Origin of the sequence: Paenibacillus sp. A14 (assembly GCF_036864815.1) — a bacterium.
In the GTDB taxonomy this organism is placed as follows: domain Bacteria; phylum Bacillota; class Bacilli; order Paenibacillales; family Paenibacillaceae; genus Fontibacillus; species Fontibacillus sanfengchensis.
On record NZ_JBAGJD010000013.1, the window covers coordinates 43,973 to 59,569 of the forward strand.

General features: G+C 53.6%; 13 protein-coding genes. All 13 read right to left on the reverse strand.

From position 1 onward, the window contains the following. Positions 1–78: 78 nt before the first annotated feature. Positions 79–2,241, reverse strand: coding sequence for a methyl-accepting chemotaxis protein (locus tag V4U88_RS23290; protein ID WP_442951910.1), 2,163 nt, complete (start codon positions 2,239–2,241; stop codon positions 79–81). 362 nt (positions 2,242–2,603) lie between these two features. After that, a complete protein-coding gene (locus V4U88_RS23295) occupies positions 2,604–3,938 on the reverse strand; it encodes a peptidase U32 family protein (protein WP_334075626.1) in 1,335 nt (444 codons plus the stop codon). Positions 3,939–3,986: 48 nt separating this feature from the next. Continuing rightward, on the reverse strand, positions 3,987–4,919 hold the full coding sequence (locus V4U88_RS23300) for a peptidase U32 family protein (RefSeq protein ID WP_334075627.1): 933 nt from the start codon (positions 4,917–4,919) through the stop codon (positions 3,987–3,989). 15 nt (positions 4,920–4,934) lie between these two features. Next, on the reverse strand, positions 4,935–5,963 hold the full coding sequence (mltG, locus tag V4U88_RS23305) for an endolytic transglycosylase MltG (RefSeq protein WP_442951911.1): 1,029 nt from the start codon (positions 5,961–5,963) through the stop codon (positions 4,935–4,937). Positions 5,964–6,096: 133 nt separating this feature from the next. Further along, entirely contained in the window at positions 6,097–6,405 is a 309-nt protein-coding gene (locus V4U88_RS23310; RefSeq protein WP_334075629.1) for a DUF1292 domain-containing protein, read from the reverse strand. Next, positions 6,392–6,709, reverse strand: coding sequence for a DUF1292 domain-containing protein (locus V4U88_RS23315; protein ID WP_334075630.1), 318 nt, complete (start codon positions 6,707–6,709; stop codon positions 6,392–6,394). The genes V4U88_RS23310 and V4U88_RS23315 overlap by 14 nt, the downstream gene beginning before the upstream one ends. A 12-nt stretch (positions 6,710–6,721) precedes the next feature. Further along, complete coding sequence (gene ruvX, locus V4U88_RS23320) at positions 6,722–7,138, reverse strand: Holliday junction resolvase RuvX (protein WP_334075631.1); 417 nt, start codon at positions 7,136–7,138, stop codon at positions 6,722–6,724. Positions 7,139–7,146: 8 nt separating this feature from the next. Continuing rightward, entirely contained in the window at positions 7,147–7,407 is a 261-nt protein-coding gene (locus V4U88_RS23325) for an IreB family regulatory phosphoprotein (RefSeq protein WP_148451291.1), read from the reverse strand. 134 nt (positions 7,408–7,541) lie between these two features. Further along, positions 7,542–10,166 (reverse strand): alanine--tRNA ligase, encoded by a 2,625-nt coding sequence (gene alaS, locus V4U88_RS23330; RefSeq protein ID WP_334075632.1) that lies wholly within the window; start codon positions 10,164–10,166, stop codon positions 7,542–7,544. A gap of 436 nt (positions 10,167–10,602) precedes the next feature. Further along, positions 10,603–11,670 (reverse strand): AI-2E family transporter, encoded by a 1,068-nt coding sequence (locus V4U88_RS23335; RefSeq protein ID WP_334075633.1) that lies wholly within the window; start codon positions 11,668–11,670, stop codon positions 10,603–10,605. A 157-nt stretch (positions 11,671–11,827) separates the two neighbouring features. Next, complete coding sequence (locus tag V4U88_RS23340; RefSeq protein ID WP_334075679.1) at positions 11,828–12,985, reverse strand: mannitol-1-phosphate 5-dehydrogenase; 1,158 nt, start codon at positions 12,983–12,985, stop codon at positions 11,828–11,830. Beyond that, positions 12,985–13,419: a PTS sugar transporter subunit IIA gene (locus V4U88_RS23345; RefSeq protein WP_334075634.1), complete on the reverse strand. Its 435-nt coding sequence runs from the start codon at positions 13,417–13,419 to the stop codon at positions 12,985–12,987. The genes V4U88_RS23340 and V4U88_RS23345 overlap by 1 nt, the downstream gene beginning before the upstream one ends. A gap of 31 nt (positions 13,420–13,450) precedes the next feature. Then, positions 13,451–15,538 carry a BglG family transcription antiterminator gene (locus tag V4U88_RS23350; RefSeq protein WP_334075635.1) on the reverse strand — a complete coding sequence of 696 codons (2,088 nt, stop codon included), beginning with the start codon at positions 15,536–15,538 and terminating at the stop codon, positions 13,451–13,453. Positions 15,539–15,597: the final 59 nt, after the last annotated feature.

Sequence of the window (15,597 nt, forward strand, 5' to 3'; positions counted from 1 at the left end):
CAAAAAAGACGGGTCGCCAAGGACAATCCGCCCTGACAACCCGCAATTTTAACAATGCGCTTATATGATTTAAATACCCTATACCGTAAACTTAGACAGCGAATCCTTCAACCCATTGGACACATTTTCCAGTTTATTCGACAACTGCACAAGCTGCTCTCCAACCGTTTGCTGCTCGCTGCTGAGCGAAGCCACCTGCTCGGAAGTCGCCGAAGATTCCTGCGCGACGGCGCTGACATTGCCCATCGCTTCGGACATCACATTCTGGGACTCGTTCAACTCGTCGATCGATGCCGTTACCGTATCCAGATGACGAATAAATCCTTCCATTTGCTCCTGAACGGACACGAAAATCTGACTGGTCTCTTTGACCGAGTTGATTTGTTCCTGGAATAATGGACTTGCCTCCGACAGCGCCTGGACCGTTTCGTTCATTTCCTTCTGAATGTTGTCGGTAATTTGGCCAACCATCGTAATCGATTGACGGGATTGATCCGCCAATTGGCGAATTTCATCCGCGACGACCATAAATCCGCGTCCTGCCGCCCCCGCCCGGGCCGCTTCAATGGTCGCGTTCAAGGATAAAATGTTGGTTTGCTGCGTAATGTTCTGCATGACGTCCAGCACTTTCAATACGGACGACGTACTTGCCTTCAAGGCATCCACCTTGGCCGTCAAAGCGTTGATCATATCCACCGTCATATTCGTCTTGTCCAGCAGGCTGCTCAGATAGCCGCTCCCCTGCTGGCTCGATTTTTCCACCTGGTGGGCGGATTCTTCCATTTCCTTGTTGGCGTAAATAACGCGTTCCATTTGGCGCGTGATATTCTCGGTAAGCGTATTGCCGCGTTCCGCCTCATTGGCCAGGCTTGTCGCGCCGTTGGCGATCTCCTCCGTCGCCACAGCGATCTCTTTCGCGGAAATCGCCGTTTTGTTGGAGGCCTGGGTCAGCTCGGCGGCCGTATCCAGAACATCCTTGGCCGATTGGTTCGTCTGTTTGACGAGGCCGGTAATTTGCTCCATCATGACGTTAAAGCTGGCCGCCAATTGGCCGATTTCATCTTTCGAATTCAGTACCATCCGAACGTTCAGATTGCCTCTGGCGCCTTCTTCCATCAGATTCTTCAGCTTGGCCAGCGGATAAGCGATCATTCGAACTATCCACATCGCCAACAGGATCGTGATTACCGCCACCACAGCCGCGGATATGTACGTTACAAGCAAAATTCCGCCCGCATCCTTGGTTAATTCGGCGGTGCCGACCGTACCCACCAGTCTCCATCCCGTGCTGGCTTGCGTATTAAAGACCGCCAGAACGTCTTTTCCCTTCGCATTTTTCGTATTAATGCTGCCGGTTTTCTTATCGCCCGCTTTTGCCAAGTCGATTTCGGACTTCTTGCCTTCATTCCCGCCAGTGGAAGATCCCACCACCACATTGTCAGGGGTCAGCATTTGAATTTCCGAGTTTTTCCCGAGGCTGATCTCTTTCAAATAACCGTTGAGCACTTCCAGATTAATGTCTGCAACCAGAACGAAACGCTTCATGCTGTTGACGCTTTGCACCGACCGGACGAGTCGGAAAACCTGCGTCCCTCCGCTCTTTTTAGGAACATTCAGCCAGGCCACACTTGGTCCCTTAGCAGCTTCCGCAAACCATGGCTGCTTTCTGGCCTCCTGAAGAAATGCGGAATCCGCGCTGCCCGAGCTAACATCTTCGATCAGGTTGTCCGCCGACATCATGTAAACGGCAACAATTCCTTTTGTGGAAAAAGTAATCCCGTTTAACCGGGTTCTTAATTTGTTCATCACCGTAAACCGGTCATAATCGGAAATGTTGGATAATGAAGCTTCCGTAATCGCTTTTTGCATTTCGTCGTCCAGGAACATTTGCTGCAAATTTTCTTCATATTTGCCCAAAACAATATCCAATTTCTGCGAGGTCTGAACAATCGTCTGCAGATTCGCGCTTTTGGCGTTCTTCTGGATCGTTCCCTTCGCCATTTGATAGGATATGATGCCGATCGTCAAGACGAAGAACATAATCGCGATAAAGAAAATCAGGAACAGACGGACGCCAACCGATTTGTTCGGGTTCAATTGTTTGGGAAGCTTGCTTCCCAATGCCGACCATGTTTCTCCACCGAAGGCTTTCTTCATGGTGTTCCTCATTTCATCGAAGCCCTTCTTCTTTGATTCCTTGTTGCTGCCTTCTCGGTTCTCTTTCTTCGGAACCAGACCCATTTCCATCACCCACCGCTTAGATTAGTTGTTGCACCCACAAACCTAGGCTTGTGGTCTTACTTTTTACGTTTACTTAACATAACTCGTCACTTACATCATTCGACAGCAAGTAAGCAACTCCTCTTTAATATCGGCATAATTCGGCCATGAATTTAAAGCTTGAGGTAAAAAAAGAACGCAAAACGCAAAAAAGGGACTTTTGGCCTAAGCAAAAGAAGAGCGAATGTTTCGGATTCGCATACTTGTTGAATATTGTAAAGGCGTGTACGTTCAACAACATGGAACTGGGGGAGATTCTTAAAAACAACAAAAAAGCCCGGAAGTTCTTCACTCCACGGGCTCCTGCTATATAAGCAGCCATTTTATTTTTTCTTGCGCATCATATCGAAATAAGAAACGGGTTGATCCACTTTAATTTTGACCTTTTGCAGCGGATGGCGGGCGGCGTCCAGTTCATTCCCCTCTTCGTCCCAAATCGCGGTTACGGTCTGCTTAAAGAACGTACCTCCGGGACCGAAGAATTCCACTTCCTGGCCGGGTCTGAAGTGATTGCGCTGCTGGATGACCGCCATCCCGGTCTTCGCGTCATAGTCCATCACCAAACCGGCAAAATCGTAAGGCGCCGCCTTCTCCTCCGGTTCGTAAATATGGTCCTCGTGATCCGGCGTATCATAGAAAAATCCGGTATTGAGCGGACGATTCGCCGCCTTGTTGATCTCCTCGACCCACTCCGGCTTCAATACGTAATTTTCCGGATCGGCCATGTAGGCGTCGATCGCCTGGCGGTAAACGTTAACGACCGTGGCCACGTAGTGGATGGATTTCATCCGCCCTTCGATCTTGAAACTGTCGACACCGACATCGATCAGATCGGGTATATGCTCAATCATGCACAAATCCTTGGACCCCATCGTGAAGGCGTTGTCCTGTTCACCGAATAGCGGCAGCTGGTTCACCCCAAGCTGGAATTGCTGCAGCACGGGATCCCCCATCGCTTCCTCTTCGGAAATCCATGCTTCGTCCGGACGGCCATCTTCGAACAGGTCGTATTTCCAGCGGCAGGATTGACAGCAGCCGCCGCGGTTCGAATCCCGGTCGGTAAAATGATTCGACAGAACACAGCGTCCCGAATAAGATGAGCACATCGCTCCGTGTATGAATGCTTCAATTTCGATGTCAACGTGCTTTTTAATCTCCTCGATCTCTTCCAGGCTCGTTTCGCGGCCGAGGACGACCCGTGGGAGACCTTCTTCCTTCCAGAACTTGACGGCCTGCCAATTCACCGTCGATTGCTGAGTGCTGAGATGGACCTCTAAGCCGGGAACCGCCCGCCGGGCCGTATCCACGATGATCGGATCGGCGACGATCACGGCGGAAATTCCCGCGTCATACAGGTTGCGCAGGTACTCTTCAATCCCCGCCAAATCCTCGTTATGCGCATAAATATTGGTTGCCACGAACACTTTGGCGCCGTATTTTTTGGCAAATTCGACCCCTTCGCGCATTTCTTCAAAGCTGAAATTATCGGCATTGGAACGAAGGCCATATTTCTGTCCTCCGATATACACGGCATCCGCTCCATAATGAATCGCGAATTTCAGCTTCTCTAGATTACCGGCCGGCGCAAGCAGCTCGGGCTTCTCCAACCGGTAACGTTTCCCCGTGTATTTCCGGATATGTTTCTCCGCGGTTTGCATCTTCGTTCACCTCTTTGCGTGATTATGCATGACGATGCATGCGATTGATCAATAAACCTGTTCTTTGTAGAAAAAGCCAAAGGACAATTCCCGTTCCGGATCTTGGACCCGTCGGATGCTCTCGATCCAGGCCTCATCCATTTCATACTGGTCAGGATCCGCGATATACGCATCAATCGTTTTGCGATAAGCCTGAATAACCACTTTGTTGTATTCCGGGCTTTTGAGCAGCGTTTCGATTTTGAAACTGGCCACACTGGCCGCCAGCAAAATATGCAGGTCTTCCAAAATACATATATCGTCCGAACTCATAATATGAGTTCCGTTGTCATCCTCGTAAATTGGAAATTTCTCTTCTTTCCGCTCCGCCTCGATGAGGAACAACCCGCGCTCTTTCCCCAGGTCGCCGCCCTCTACCGGTCGTCCCTGATGCATCATATAACTCTGGACCAGCCGGCGCTTGGAATGGTAAATATTCGTCATTCCATGAACCTGTACCTCGGCCTCGACTTGCAGGTGAGGCTGCATTTCCGTAATTTCGTCCATGTTCAGCTCGCGGGCCAGTACGGCGCGGGTAGCTCCTTTACTTCCCCAGTAATTGGCGGTCGAGTAATTCGTCGAAGTCATTTCGGCATTCCAGTGCAATGCGATTTGGGGGGCAAGCTCCCGTACCGCCTGGAGCACTGCGGGATCGCCGAACTGGATGCCGTCTATGCCGGCTTCGGCCAAAACCTTGACATAATCCTGCAGTTCCTTCAACTGGTCATTATGCAGCAGCTTGTTGACACTGACGTAAACCTTGGCGCCGTGATCGTGACCAAGCCGGACCGCCTGCGCGACTTCATTGGCCTGAATATTTCCAGGCAGGCGCATGCCGTATCTGGTCTCGCCGATTAAGACGGCATCCGCCCCCGCCTCAAGATAAGCCCTGATCTCCGCTAATGAACCTGCGGGAACGAGCAGTTCCGGTTTGTACCCCATGATTATCCACCCCAGTTATTTGGCCGTAGCCTTGCTTTTCTCGATGTTCTTCAGATGCTCTTTGTACGTTTTGGCAAACAGATGCTCCCCGCTGCCGTCCTTTTTCGTCACATAAAACAAATACTCGGATTCTTCCGGCTCCAAAGCCGCCTCGATCGACTTCTGGCTCGGAGCCGCGATCGGACCCGGGGGCAGCCCTTCATATATATAAGTATTGTAAGGACTATCCACGCTCCGCAAATCGGAGTGGAGGAGTCTTTCCTTCGATTTTCCCAGCAAATACTGTACCGTCGCATCGATTTCCAGCTTCATCCCTTTGCCCAGTCGGTTGTAGATGACGCCGGCCACCAAGGCGCGCTCGGTATCGACGACGACTTCGCGTTCCACTAGGGACGCCACCGTCATTAGCTCATTCAAGTCGACTCCCCGCTGGGTCAGCTTCTCGCGAAAATTTGGAATTTGATCGAGACGGTCTTCCGTCTCTTCAAACATCCGCTGAACGATATCCGCCGCCGTACTGTCTTTCTTCAGCTCGTACGTCTCGGGGAACAGATAACCTTCAAGCTTGTAATTAAGCTCAGTATCCTCCGGGATATCCGCCAACAAAGCGTTGTGAATCCCTGTCGGTGTCTTCACCAAGCTCAGGAAAGCTTCTTTGTCCACGATTCCCTGCTCGGCCAGCTTGTCCGCCATTTGCACGACGGTGAAGCCTTCCGGAATCGTAAACTTGATCATCTCTTCCGCAACCACATCACCGCGATTGAGCTTGGCGATGATTTCGTCGTAAGTCACGCCCGGCGTCAGCTCATAAGTCCCGGCTTGAAAACGGCTGCCTTCGGACTTCCATTTTAGATAGGAAAGAAAGAGAAAGGAATTTTTGATCAGTCCCCGATCCTCCAGCAAATCCGCAATTCCCCCCGTACCCGTCCCGGATGGGATCGCCAGCTTGACGGGCTTGTTCGACGGTTTCACCGGCTGCATCCCGTTATAGATATAAACCCCTCCCGCCGCAGCAATAACAACCGCTACCGTGAGGAGCGACATCAGCCATTTTGACCCCTTCTTCAATAACTCAACCCCTATTCGTATCCAGTAAATATGAGAACAATTCAAAAAGAGCGGTTATCCCGCCCTTTCTTGGTTCCGATCTATAGTAACACAATCCGACCCGCCCGGTCTATTCCGGGAAGGTCAATTCATCGTAAAGCTCCGACACGTTCTCCCATTCCTCGTCATCGTCGATCGTAACGAGCTCCAGCGAGCCGTCAGCCGCAGCCACCAGCTTGAAAATTTCGGGTTCGTCTCCGGCTTCGCCATTCTCGCGTCGAAGAACCACGTACGTAGAACCAGCGACTTGAAATTCCTTCTCTACGTTGTAATAAGATACTTTACCTTCTTCATCTTCCAATTCGACTATAGGGCCGAAGGCGTCTTGGACACGCGTGGACCAAACAACCTGATCTGCGGAAAACTCAGTCACGGTCATCCTCCCCGTCAAATTCATCGATTAGCGTATTGAAGGTCTCCTCGACGATTTCCCATTCTTCATCGCTTTCGATCGTGTACAGCTTCAGGTCATCCCCGTCTTCCTCGTAACGGAATGCGTATACTTCTTCGCTCTCGTCCTCTTCTGGCCCTGCGGAATCCAGAGGAACGACCATCATATACTTCGCGTCCGAACCGTCGACTTCGAATTTCATAATGACTTCGAATTCTTCTTCATTGCCCTCTTCGTCGGGGATATAAATAATTTCCGGTTCTTCTTCATTGCCGATACGATCTTTAGACATGTGCGATCACCCTCACCTTTGACTCTTCGAGTCCAAATAATTTTGCAGAATCAAACTTGCGGCCATCTTGTCGACGACCCCTTTGCGCTTCTTCCTGCTGACATCCGCTTCGATCAGCGTCCGCTGCGCGGATACCGTGGTCAAACGCTCATCCCATAAATGAACGGGAATCTGAAGTCTAGTCTTCAGTTCCTCGGCAAAGGCCATACATATTTCCCCGCGGGGTCCCACACTGCCGTTCATGTTCTTCGGAAGTCCTACGACGACTTCTTCGACTTCATGCTCGGATACCAGTTCGGCGATTCGGTCAAGCTCGTCGCCTTCACGGCGGCGTTCAATAACCGTAAGGCCTTGGGCGGTCCAGCCAAAGGCGTCGCTGACCGCGACGCCGATCCGCCGATCCCCGTAATCCAAACCTAAAATTTTCATGCAAACTCCTAACGATGGCCTGCAAGATAATATCTGACCAGCTCTTCAATCAGCTCATCGCGCTCTTTCTTGCGGATCAGGCTTCTTGCATTGTTGTGGCGCGGAATATATGCCGGGTCCCCGGACAACAAATATCCGACCATCTGGTTAATCGGATTATAGTCCTTCTCTTGGAGCGCCTCATAAACGGCAAGAAGAATTTCCTTCGCCGACGCTTCCTGTTCGTCGCCGGCGACATTAAACTTAACGGTTTTATCCATGGAGTCCATGATGACACCTCGCTTCTTCAGACCCGCGCAACTGTGCGGCTGATGTTTTACCTATATTTACTATAACATATCATGGGCCCCATAAGGAAATTTTGGATAATCCCGCTTTATATTTTGAAGAAAAACTATGAATTTTATGCCTGCGCGGAAATCCATTGTTCCGGCAGTTTAAGGGCTTCGTCCAGCTTGGAAATGTCCTTTCCGCCGGCCTGCGCCATATCCGGCCGGCCGCCTCCGCCTCCGCCGCATACGGCGGCGACTTCTTTGACCAGCTTGCCGGCATGAAGTCCGCGCTTCACTTCCTCCTGCGGCACCACCACGACGAAATTCACCTTGTCGTCCATCGCAGCGCCCAAGACGATCACTGTATCCGGCAGCTTCGCTTTCAATTCGTCAGCCAGTCCGCGCAGCGCATCCATGCTGCCGGCCTGGACTTTGACGGAGAGAAGTTTGGTCGTGCCCACGGAGACCACTTTGTCCGTCAACTCGCCCGCTTCAATCGCGCTCAGCTTGCTCTGCAGCGATTCGTTCTCACGGCCCAACTCCTTGAGCTGTGCATACAAGGCGTCAATGCGCTTAGGTACGTCCGGCAGATTGGCCTTGAGCAGGGCGGCCGATTGCTTCAGCAGATCAAGCTGACCGTCCATGAAGAGGTAAGCCCCCCGTCCGGTCACGGCCTCGATGCGCCGCACGCCGGAGCCGATGCCGCTCTCGCTCACCAGCTTGAAGAGGCCGATTTCAGCCGTGTTGTTGACATGGCAGCCGCCGCACAGCTCCAGACTGTATTCGCCGACTTGAACGACGCGGACGATATCGCCGTATTTTTCCCCGAACAGCGCCATCGCTCCCATCGCCTTGGCTTCATCGATCGGTTTCAGTTCGATGACGACATCAAGGGCGTTCCAGATCTGCTCATTAACGCGGCGTTCGATTTCGGCCAATTCTTCCGGTGAAATGCTGCCCAGATGCGAGAAGTCGAAGCGCAGCCGCTGCGGCTCGACCAGAGATCCGGCCTGATTGACGTGCTCGCCCAGCGTTTCTTTGAGCGCCTTGTGCAGCAAATGGGTCGCGGTATGGTTCTTGACGATGTCCCGGCGCATCTCCCGGTTCACTTCCGCCTTCACCTTCGCGCCTGTCCGCAGCTCGCCGGAGGTGACGCTCACCTGGTGAACATGCTGCCCGTGAGGCGCCTTAAACAGCCCCTGCACCGCCGCGGTCCCCGCATCGCCGGAAATCGTCCCCCGGTCGCTCACTTGACCGCCGCTCTCCGCGTAAAATGGCGTACGGGCCAGAACAACCTGTCCCGACTCCCCGGCGCGCAGTACCTCGACAAATTCATCTTCCGAGATTAAGGCCACGATCTCGGTTGCAGCTTCTAGCTCATTATATCCAACGAATTCCGTTTTAGTCGTAAAATCGGAAAGGACCCCGCCCTGCACCTTCATACTGCCGCTGTCGTGACGGGCGGAACGGGCCCGCTCGCGCTGCTCTTCCATCGCCGCTTCAAAGCCGTCGCGATCCACCGTGAGCCCGTGCTCCGCCGCGAAATCTTCCGTCAAATCCAACGGAAAACCATAGGTGTCATACAGTTTAAAGGCATCGGGTCCGCTGATCTGCGTGCTTCCTGCGGCTTTGGCTTCCGAGCTCATTTCGGCCAGGATCGCCAATCCGTCCGTCAGTGTTTCGTGGAACCGCTCTTCTTCGGAGTGAATGACTTTTTCGATAAATTCGCGTTTAGTTACGATATCCTCGTAATACGAACCCATAATCTCGCCCACCGTCTCCACGAGCTGGAACATGAAAGGCTTGTCCAAGCCGATCAGTTTCCCGTAGCGAACCGCACGGCGCAGCAGACGGCGGATGACGTAGCCGCGGCCCTCATTGGAAGGAAGAACCCCGTCGGAGACCGCAAAAGTCACCGTGCGAATATGGTCCGCAATCACTTTCAGCGCCACGTCCGTATCTTCGCTCGTCCCGTAAGCGACCTTGGCCAGCACGGCCGTCTCGGCGATAATCGGCTGGAACAGATCGGTGTCGAAGTTGGAATTTACGTTTTGCAGAATCGAAGCAAAGCGCTCCAGGCCTGCGCCGGTATCGATGTTTTTATTCGGAAGCGGCGTATAGCTGCCGTCCTTGTTATGGTTGAATTGCGAGAACACCAGATTCCACACTTCCAGGAACCGTTCGTTCTCTCCGCCCGGGTAGCATTCCGGATCGGAAAGATCGCCGTACGCCTCGCCGCGGTCATAGAAAATTTCCGTACAAGGGCCGCAAGGACCTTCGCCGATATCCCAAAAGTTATCCTCCAGCTTAATGATACGCTCGGCAGGAATGCCGATTTTTTCATTCCACAGCTTGAACGCTTCTTCATCTTCAGGATATACCGTCACGGACAAACGTTCCGGATCGAAGCCGATCCATTCCTTGCCGGTCAGAAACTCCCAGGCCCAGGTAATGGCCTCCTCCTTGAAATAATCGCCGATGGAGAAGTTGCCGAGCATCTCAAAAAACGTATGGTGACGCCGCGTCTTCCCGACATTCTCGATGTCGTTGGTGCGTATGCATTTCTGCGAGTTGGTGATCCGCGGATTCTCCGGCTTTACCCGACCGTCAAAATACGCCTTTAACGGCGCCATCCCGGCATTGATCCAGAGCAGGGACGGATCGTTATGCGGCACGAGCGAAGCGCTCGGCTCGATTTTGTGCCCTTTGCTGGCGAAAAATTCCAGCCATTTAGAGCGAATTTCACTTGCTTTCATCTATGTTTCCTCCTCGTTTTGATTTCATGTTTACGCGACACGACAGATATGCCTCTAAACTCTCAAAAAATAGAAAAACGCCCCTGAAGATCAGGGACGATTGTCTCGCGGTACCACCCTGGTTATCGCCTTGCTTTCCGAATCCATTCATTCAGAAGAGAAGAGCGATCGCCTTTGACGGTCCGGTAACGGGAACCCCCCGGCGAGGGTTTAGGCCTCGCACTCGGAAATCAGCGTTTCTGTCCGGGGATCATCGGGTTCTTTCAGCCAATCGTTTCCAGCTCTTCATCTACAGGCCGCTACGGAACGAAGGAACACCTTCTCTGGGGAAAATCGGGCACGGACATACTTTATTTCGTCAACGTTTTCTTTGATTCTAACAATCAGTATTAGTATATAAGGCGGCAAACAGGCTGTCAATCAAGGAAATCCCTCGCTATACGGTCTTTCTTCGGACGTAATAAGCATAGAAATGCTGAATGACCACCTTGCCCACCGCAAAAAAAGGTACCGCCAGCACCAGCCCCGGGATGCCGCCGATTTCCCCGCCGACCAGCAGAGCGAAAATGATCAGCATCGGATGGAGATGCAGACTCCGCCCCACGACCTGGGGTGATATGACATTGCTTTCGATCATTTGGCAAATCATATTGACCAACAATACCATGAACACCATTTTCCAGGAGATTGTGGTCGCCATCACCATGGCGGGGGCGGCTCCAAGAAACGGGCCGAGATAAGGGATGATATTGCAGACGGCGACAACCCCGGCGAACAGGAGCGCAAAGGGCATCCCGATAATGACGTATCCGATGTAGGCCAGCACGCCGATGATCACGCAAACCAGCAGTTGTCCGCGCACGTAGTTTCCTAGCGCTTCATCGATTTCTTTTAACAAGGACACGATGGACTTCCTCCGAGATCTCGGCAGATACTTCAGAATGATCCGTTCAAAATTTTCAAAATCCTTCAGCATATAAAAAATAAGGAACGGTACGATGAACGCGTTAAACACGACACTGATCGTCGTCCCGATATTGTTCAGAAAGCTGGAAATCGCCGCCGCGAGCCGCTGTTCGAATTGGAAGAACCAGTTGTTCATCCCCATCCGGATACTCCCCGGCACGAACGTGTTATCCCAACGGTTCATCAACTGCTGGGTATGCAGCGTCAGTTCGGGCAAATGCTCTCCCAGTTCCTCCAATTGCTCGACAAACATCGGGATGACATTCATTAATATCACGGACAGACTGGTCAAAAATACCGCATAGATCAGCAGCACAGCCACCGTCCTCGGCACCTTCCGCCCGCCCAGCAGTCTGACAACGGGGTTCAGGACATAGGAAATAATCATGGCGATGATAAACGGGGAGAGTATGGCTTTCAAAAATCCGTAAATCACGGTAAACATAGGGCGAAGCAGCCAAACAAAATAAAGGATGACAAGCCCCAGCAGCACCCAGACCGCATACCGGAACACTTTGCTTTTGGTGAACGGTTCCACTTTACAGTAACCCCCTCCCACATTTCGGAGTCGGACCAGCTATGAAGAAAGTATATGCGGGGGCCGGAAAAAATAATCGCCGCCCGTCCGCGCTTTTTGAGACAAATCCCAAAAAGCGGGGAGGCGGCGATCTGCGTTCAATCGATCACGACCGGACTTACGCCCAATTTTCCAACAGTTCGTATTGCTTCATAATTTCCCGGTGAACCGGATGATCCGGGGCAATTCCGGTGTACTTGGCGATCGTTTCCGACGGCCCCGAGGCTTGGAGCTCGGCTTGCAGTTCCGCCGCCTCCGGATCGTCACCCGCCCGGAACAGCAGGGCCGCCGCCATGGTCCGCGCCAAATAGCGGTATTCCAGGCCTTGCTCGAAGGCCTTCATCGCCGGCCGCGCCAACCGGTCGCCCGGCGACAGCTTGCGGATCGGCGAACGTCCCACTCGCGAAACTTCGTCCGTCAGGGCGGGGTTGCGGAACCGCTCCAGGATTTTGGCGATATAAGCCTGGTGCTCTTCCGCGTCAAAGCCATGCTCCTTCATCAGCACCGCTCCCGTCTCCTTCAGGACCGCAGCTACATGGCCGACGACTTCCTCATCGTGCATGGCCGCCTGAATCGTGTCGTATTCCTGAAGGTAGCCCATATAGGCGGCCGAGCAATGACCCGTATTGACCGTGAACAATTTGCGTTCAATGTACGGCAGAAGTCGGTCCACATATTTGACTCCGCCGATGGGGCGATAGCCCGGCAGCATCGCCGAGGCATCGACGACCCACTCGAAGAAGGGCTCTACGACAACCTTCAATATATCTTTGTGGCTCTGCTGAGGCACAATCCGGTCTACCGCCGCATCCGGAAACGCAACCGTCCGGTCGGCACGCACCCGGCTTTCCTCGCCGAGCCGGCTATAGACCAGCTCCTTCAACTGCGAGCTGGCACCAATCGCGTTCTCGCAAGCGATGACATGCAGCGGCTTGGCGTCGGAATGCTGCAACCGCAAGGCAACACCTTCGGCAACCGTGCCGGCGATATGCTTCAGCACGGAAACCCCGACGGCCGTGGTCACCAGATCGGCTTCCGCCACCGCCCGGACCAGCGCCTCATTGTCCGCGTTGCTGTTCAACGCCGTCACTCCCCGAACCACGGTCGTTTCCCGCCGCTCTCCGGCCAGGACGACGGAATACTCCCCGCGCTCTTTTAACGCAGCGACGACATGCTCGTAGACGTCCGCAAATACCACTTCATATCTCGCCTGTGACAAAAGCAGCCCGATGAAGCCTCTTCCGATGTTTCCCGCGCCAAAATGGACAGCCTTCATCATGCCAATTCGCCTCCGAACAGTTCCATAATTTCTTCCTTGGTGGCGGCGTTCATCACGCGTTCGATGCTGTCATCGTCGGAAAATATCATCGCGACCTGGGTCAAAATCTCCATGTGCTCCCCCCCGGCTCCGGCGATCCCGATGACGACGAACGCCGGCTCGTCGCCGCCGAAATCGACGCCTTCCGGAAACCGGACGATAGACAGGCCGGTCGATGATACCATCGATTTTGCCTCTTTCGTCCCATGGGGAATGGCCAGACCGGCCCCCATATACGTGGACACGATATTTTCCCGCTCTATCATTTTTTCCACATAATCCGCCGTGACGTGTCCCGCTTGCACCAGCAGTTCGCCGGCCAGCCGAATCGCCTCGTATTTATCTTTAGCGGCAGCATTGAGTACAATTTTATCTATCGACAGTATGCTCATTGTTCTATCTCCTTTTTTTTTCGTTGTGAAATCATCCGTTGTTCTCAAAAAAGTTCAGCAGTTCCGCGGCCAAAAAATTACGAATCTCCTCTTCCGTCCCTGTTTCAAGCAGGGACACGAGCTGCGAATTCAGCAGCAGAGCGCTGATTTCACTGAGTACCTCCAAGCTTTCCTTGGAAAGCTCCTGCGGGGCCAGCATCAGCAGAATGACTTTGACTTCTCCCTCCGATTCCAACGCCAACGGCGATTTCAACCGGAACAGCGAAAGTGCGCGCGACCGGATATACGGGCTTCTTGTATGAAACAAGGCGAGGGCGGTCCCGGGGATCATCTGGGTGGCCAAACGCTCGCGTTCGAGCAGCCGTTCAGCAACCGCGAGGATATCGGCGATCAGCTTTCCCCCGGATTCGGATCCCGCACCGTTCACCAGCTCCAGCGCCTCCGTTACGATGTTCCCGAGCCCGGCTCCTTCATTGTTCAGTTCGTAAAGCCCAAAGCTCTGAAGCAGCGAGTGAATTTCGCTAAGCGTGGCGTTGAGCGTCCCGAGCCGGGCCATCGCGCCTTCCTTTTGAAGCGGCACGCCGGCTTCCGGAGGTTTTTTCTTTCCGAGGGTCATCTGCTGGATATGGGAGAGCAGGCGTTCACGGTCTTCCCGCGTCAATAAAGGGCTGAGCCGCACGTACCGGTCCCCGGAAAGCGGCAGATCGATCGTTGAAATCAGCAAATCGTAGTCCTCCTCCGGCAGCCGGGCCACATCGTACCAGGAGGCATTTCCCAGCACCTGAATTTGCGGCATTTCCTTGGCCAAACGAGTAGCGAGCAGCCTTGAGGAGCTTAGCCCGCTGGAGCATACCAGGATTGCACGCAAGTTCCGGCCCGGCTGGTGAAGCCGTTCCGCCGAAGCTCCAAAATGCATGACCAGGAATCCGATCTCCTCATCGGGCACCTGCAGATCCCCCGCAAGTTCGTCGACAGCCTCCCGAACGTTGGCGAACAGCTCCTCATAATCTTTCCGGATGGCGGAAAGCAGGGGATTTCGTATGCGCGCCCCTTCCCGGATTCTTTTTAACGCGGGGCGGATATGCTCAAGCAGCCCGCTCCTAAGCGTGCGATCCTCTTGATAAGGAATCCCGGTCCGCTCCATGATCAAACCGATCAGCCTCTCGATGATGTCGACGATCTCAAGATCGAGATGGGCAAGTTCGGGAGAATCCTCCCTGGCCCGCTGGAACAGGCTTGCGATATAAGCGGTCTCTTCCCCGGGTACCGAGATGGCGAAGGTTTTCTCCAGATGCCTTGCCAAGTCCCCTGCTTGATTCAGCAAGCTCTGCTCCAAAGCTCCCCGGCCCGGTGATTGCAACTCTCCCGCCATGACCATTCTCCCGCGGCGAAGCCGGTTCACCATTACGGACAAGGCGGTCAGTAGCCCTGTATAAGCCCCTTCGCTCAGTTCCTCGGTCCATCGCCAATTCATGTCCCAAAAACAATTCGCCACGGTAAGCAGGTCGGATTTGCCGATCAGTTCCAACAGGCGGCGGGCTCCCGCGTTCTCATGAATAGCCGGGGCTCCCACCAGGTCGGAGTAGGTTAGTTCATTGGAAGCCGCGCGGACGATGGCGGCCCGCTTTTGGGTCTCGGCGCCTTGAATCTCAACTCCGTATCCCCGCCGCCGTACGAGTTGCAAACCCAGCTTGTTCAATTCGCTTTCGAGCTCATCAAGGTCATAACTCACCGTCGCCACGGTCACCTTCAAGCTGTGGGCCAAAGCGAACATCTTGATCGGCTCCTCCGTCTCGAGCAAATCGCACAGCAGCATGATTTTCCGCTCATCGCCCGAATAGTCCGCCGGTTTCCCCGTCAGCAACTCTTCGCGGACTTTCGTCAGCTCCTCTTCTTCAAGCGGGCCGCCGTCCTGAGCGAGAAGCGCAATCCCGGTGCCGGATTTGCGGAGAAGCAGGATGCCAAACTCAGCCAGACTCCTGTCCATATCGTCAAGTTCCCGGTGTACCGTCCGGACACTAACCGCGGTTTCGGCGGCGATCTCCGCCGCGGTCACCCCGTTCTTCCGGCCAAGGAGGAACATGAGAATCTGTCGCTGTCTGGCGGTAAATTTCCCCATATTCATCCCTCGCTTGAATGTGAATGTGAGATAAAACGCTGGAGAATGCCATCTCCAGC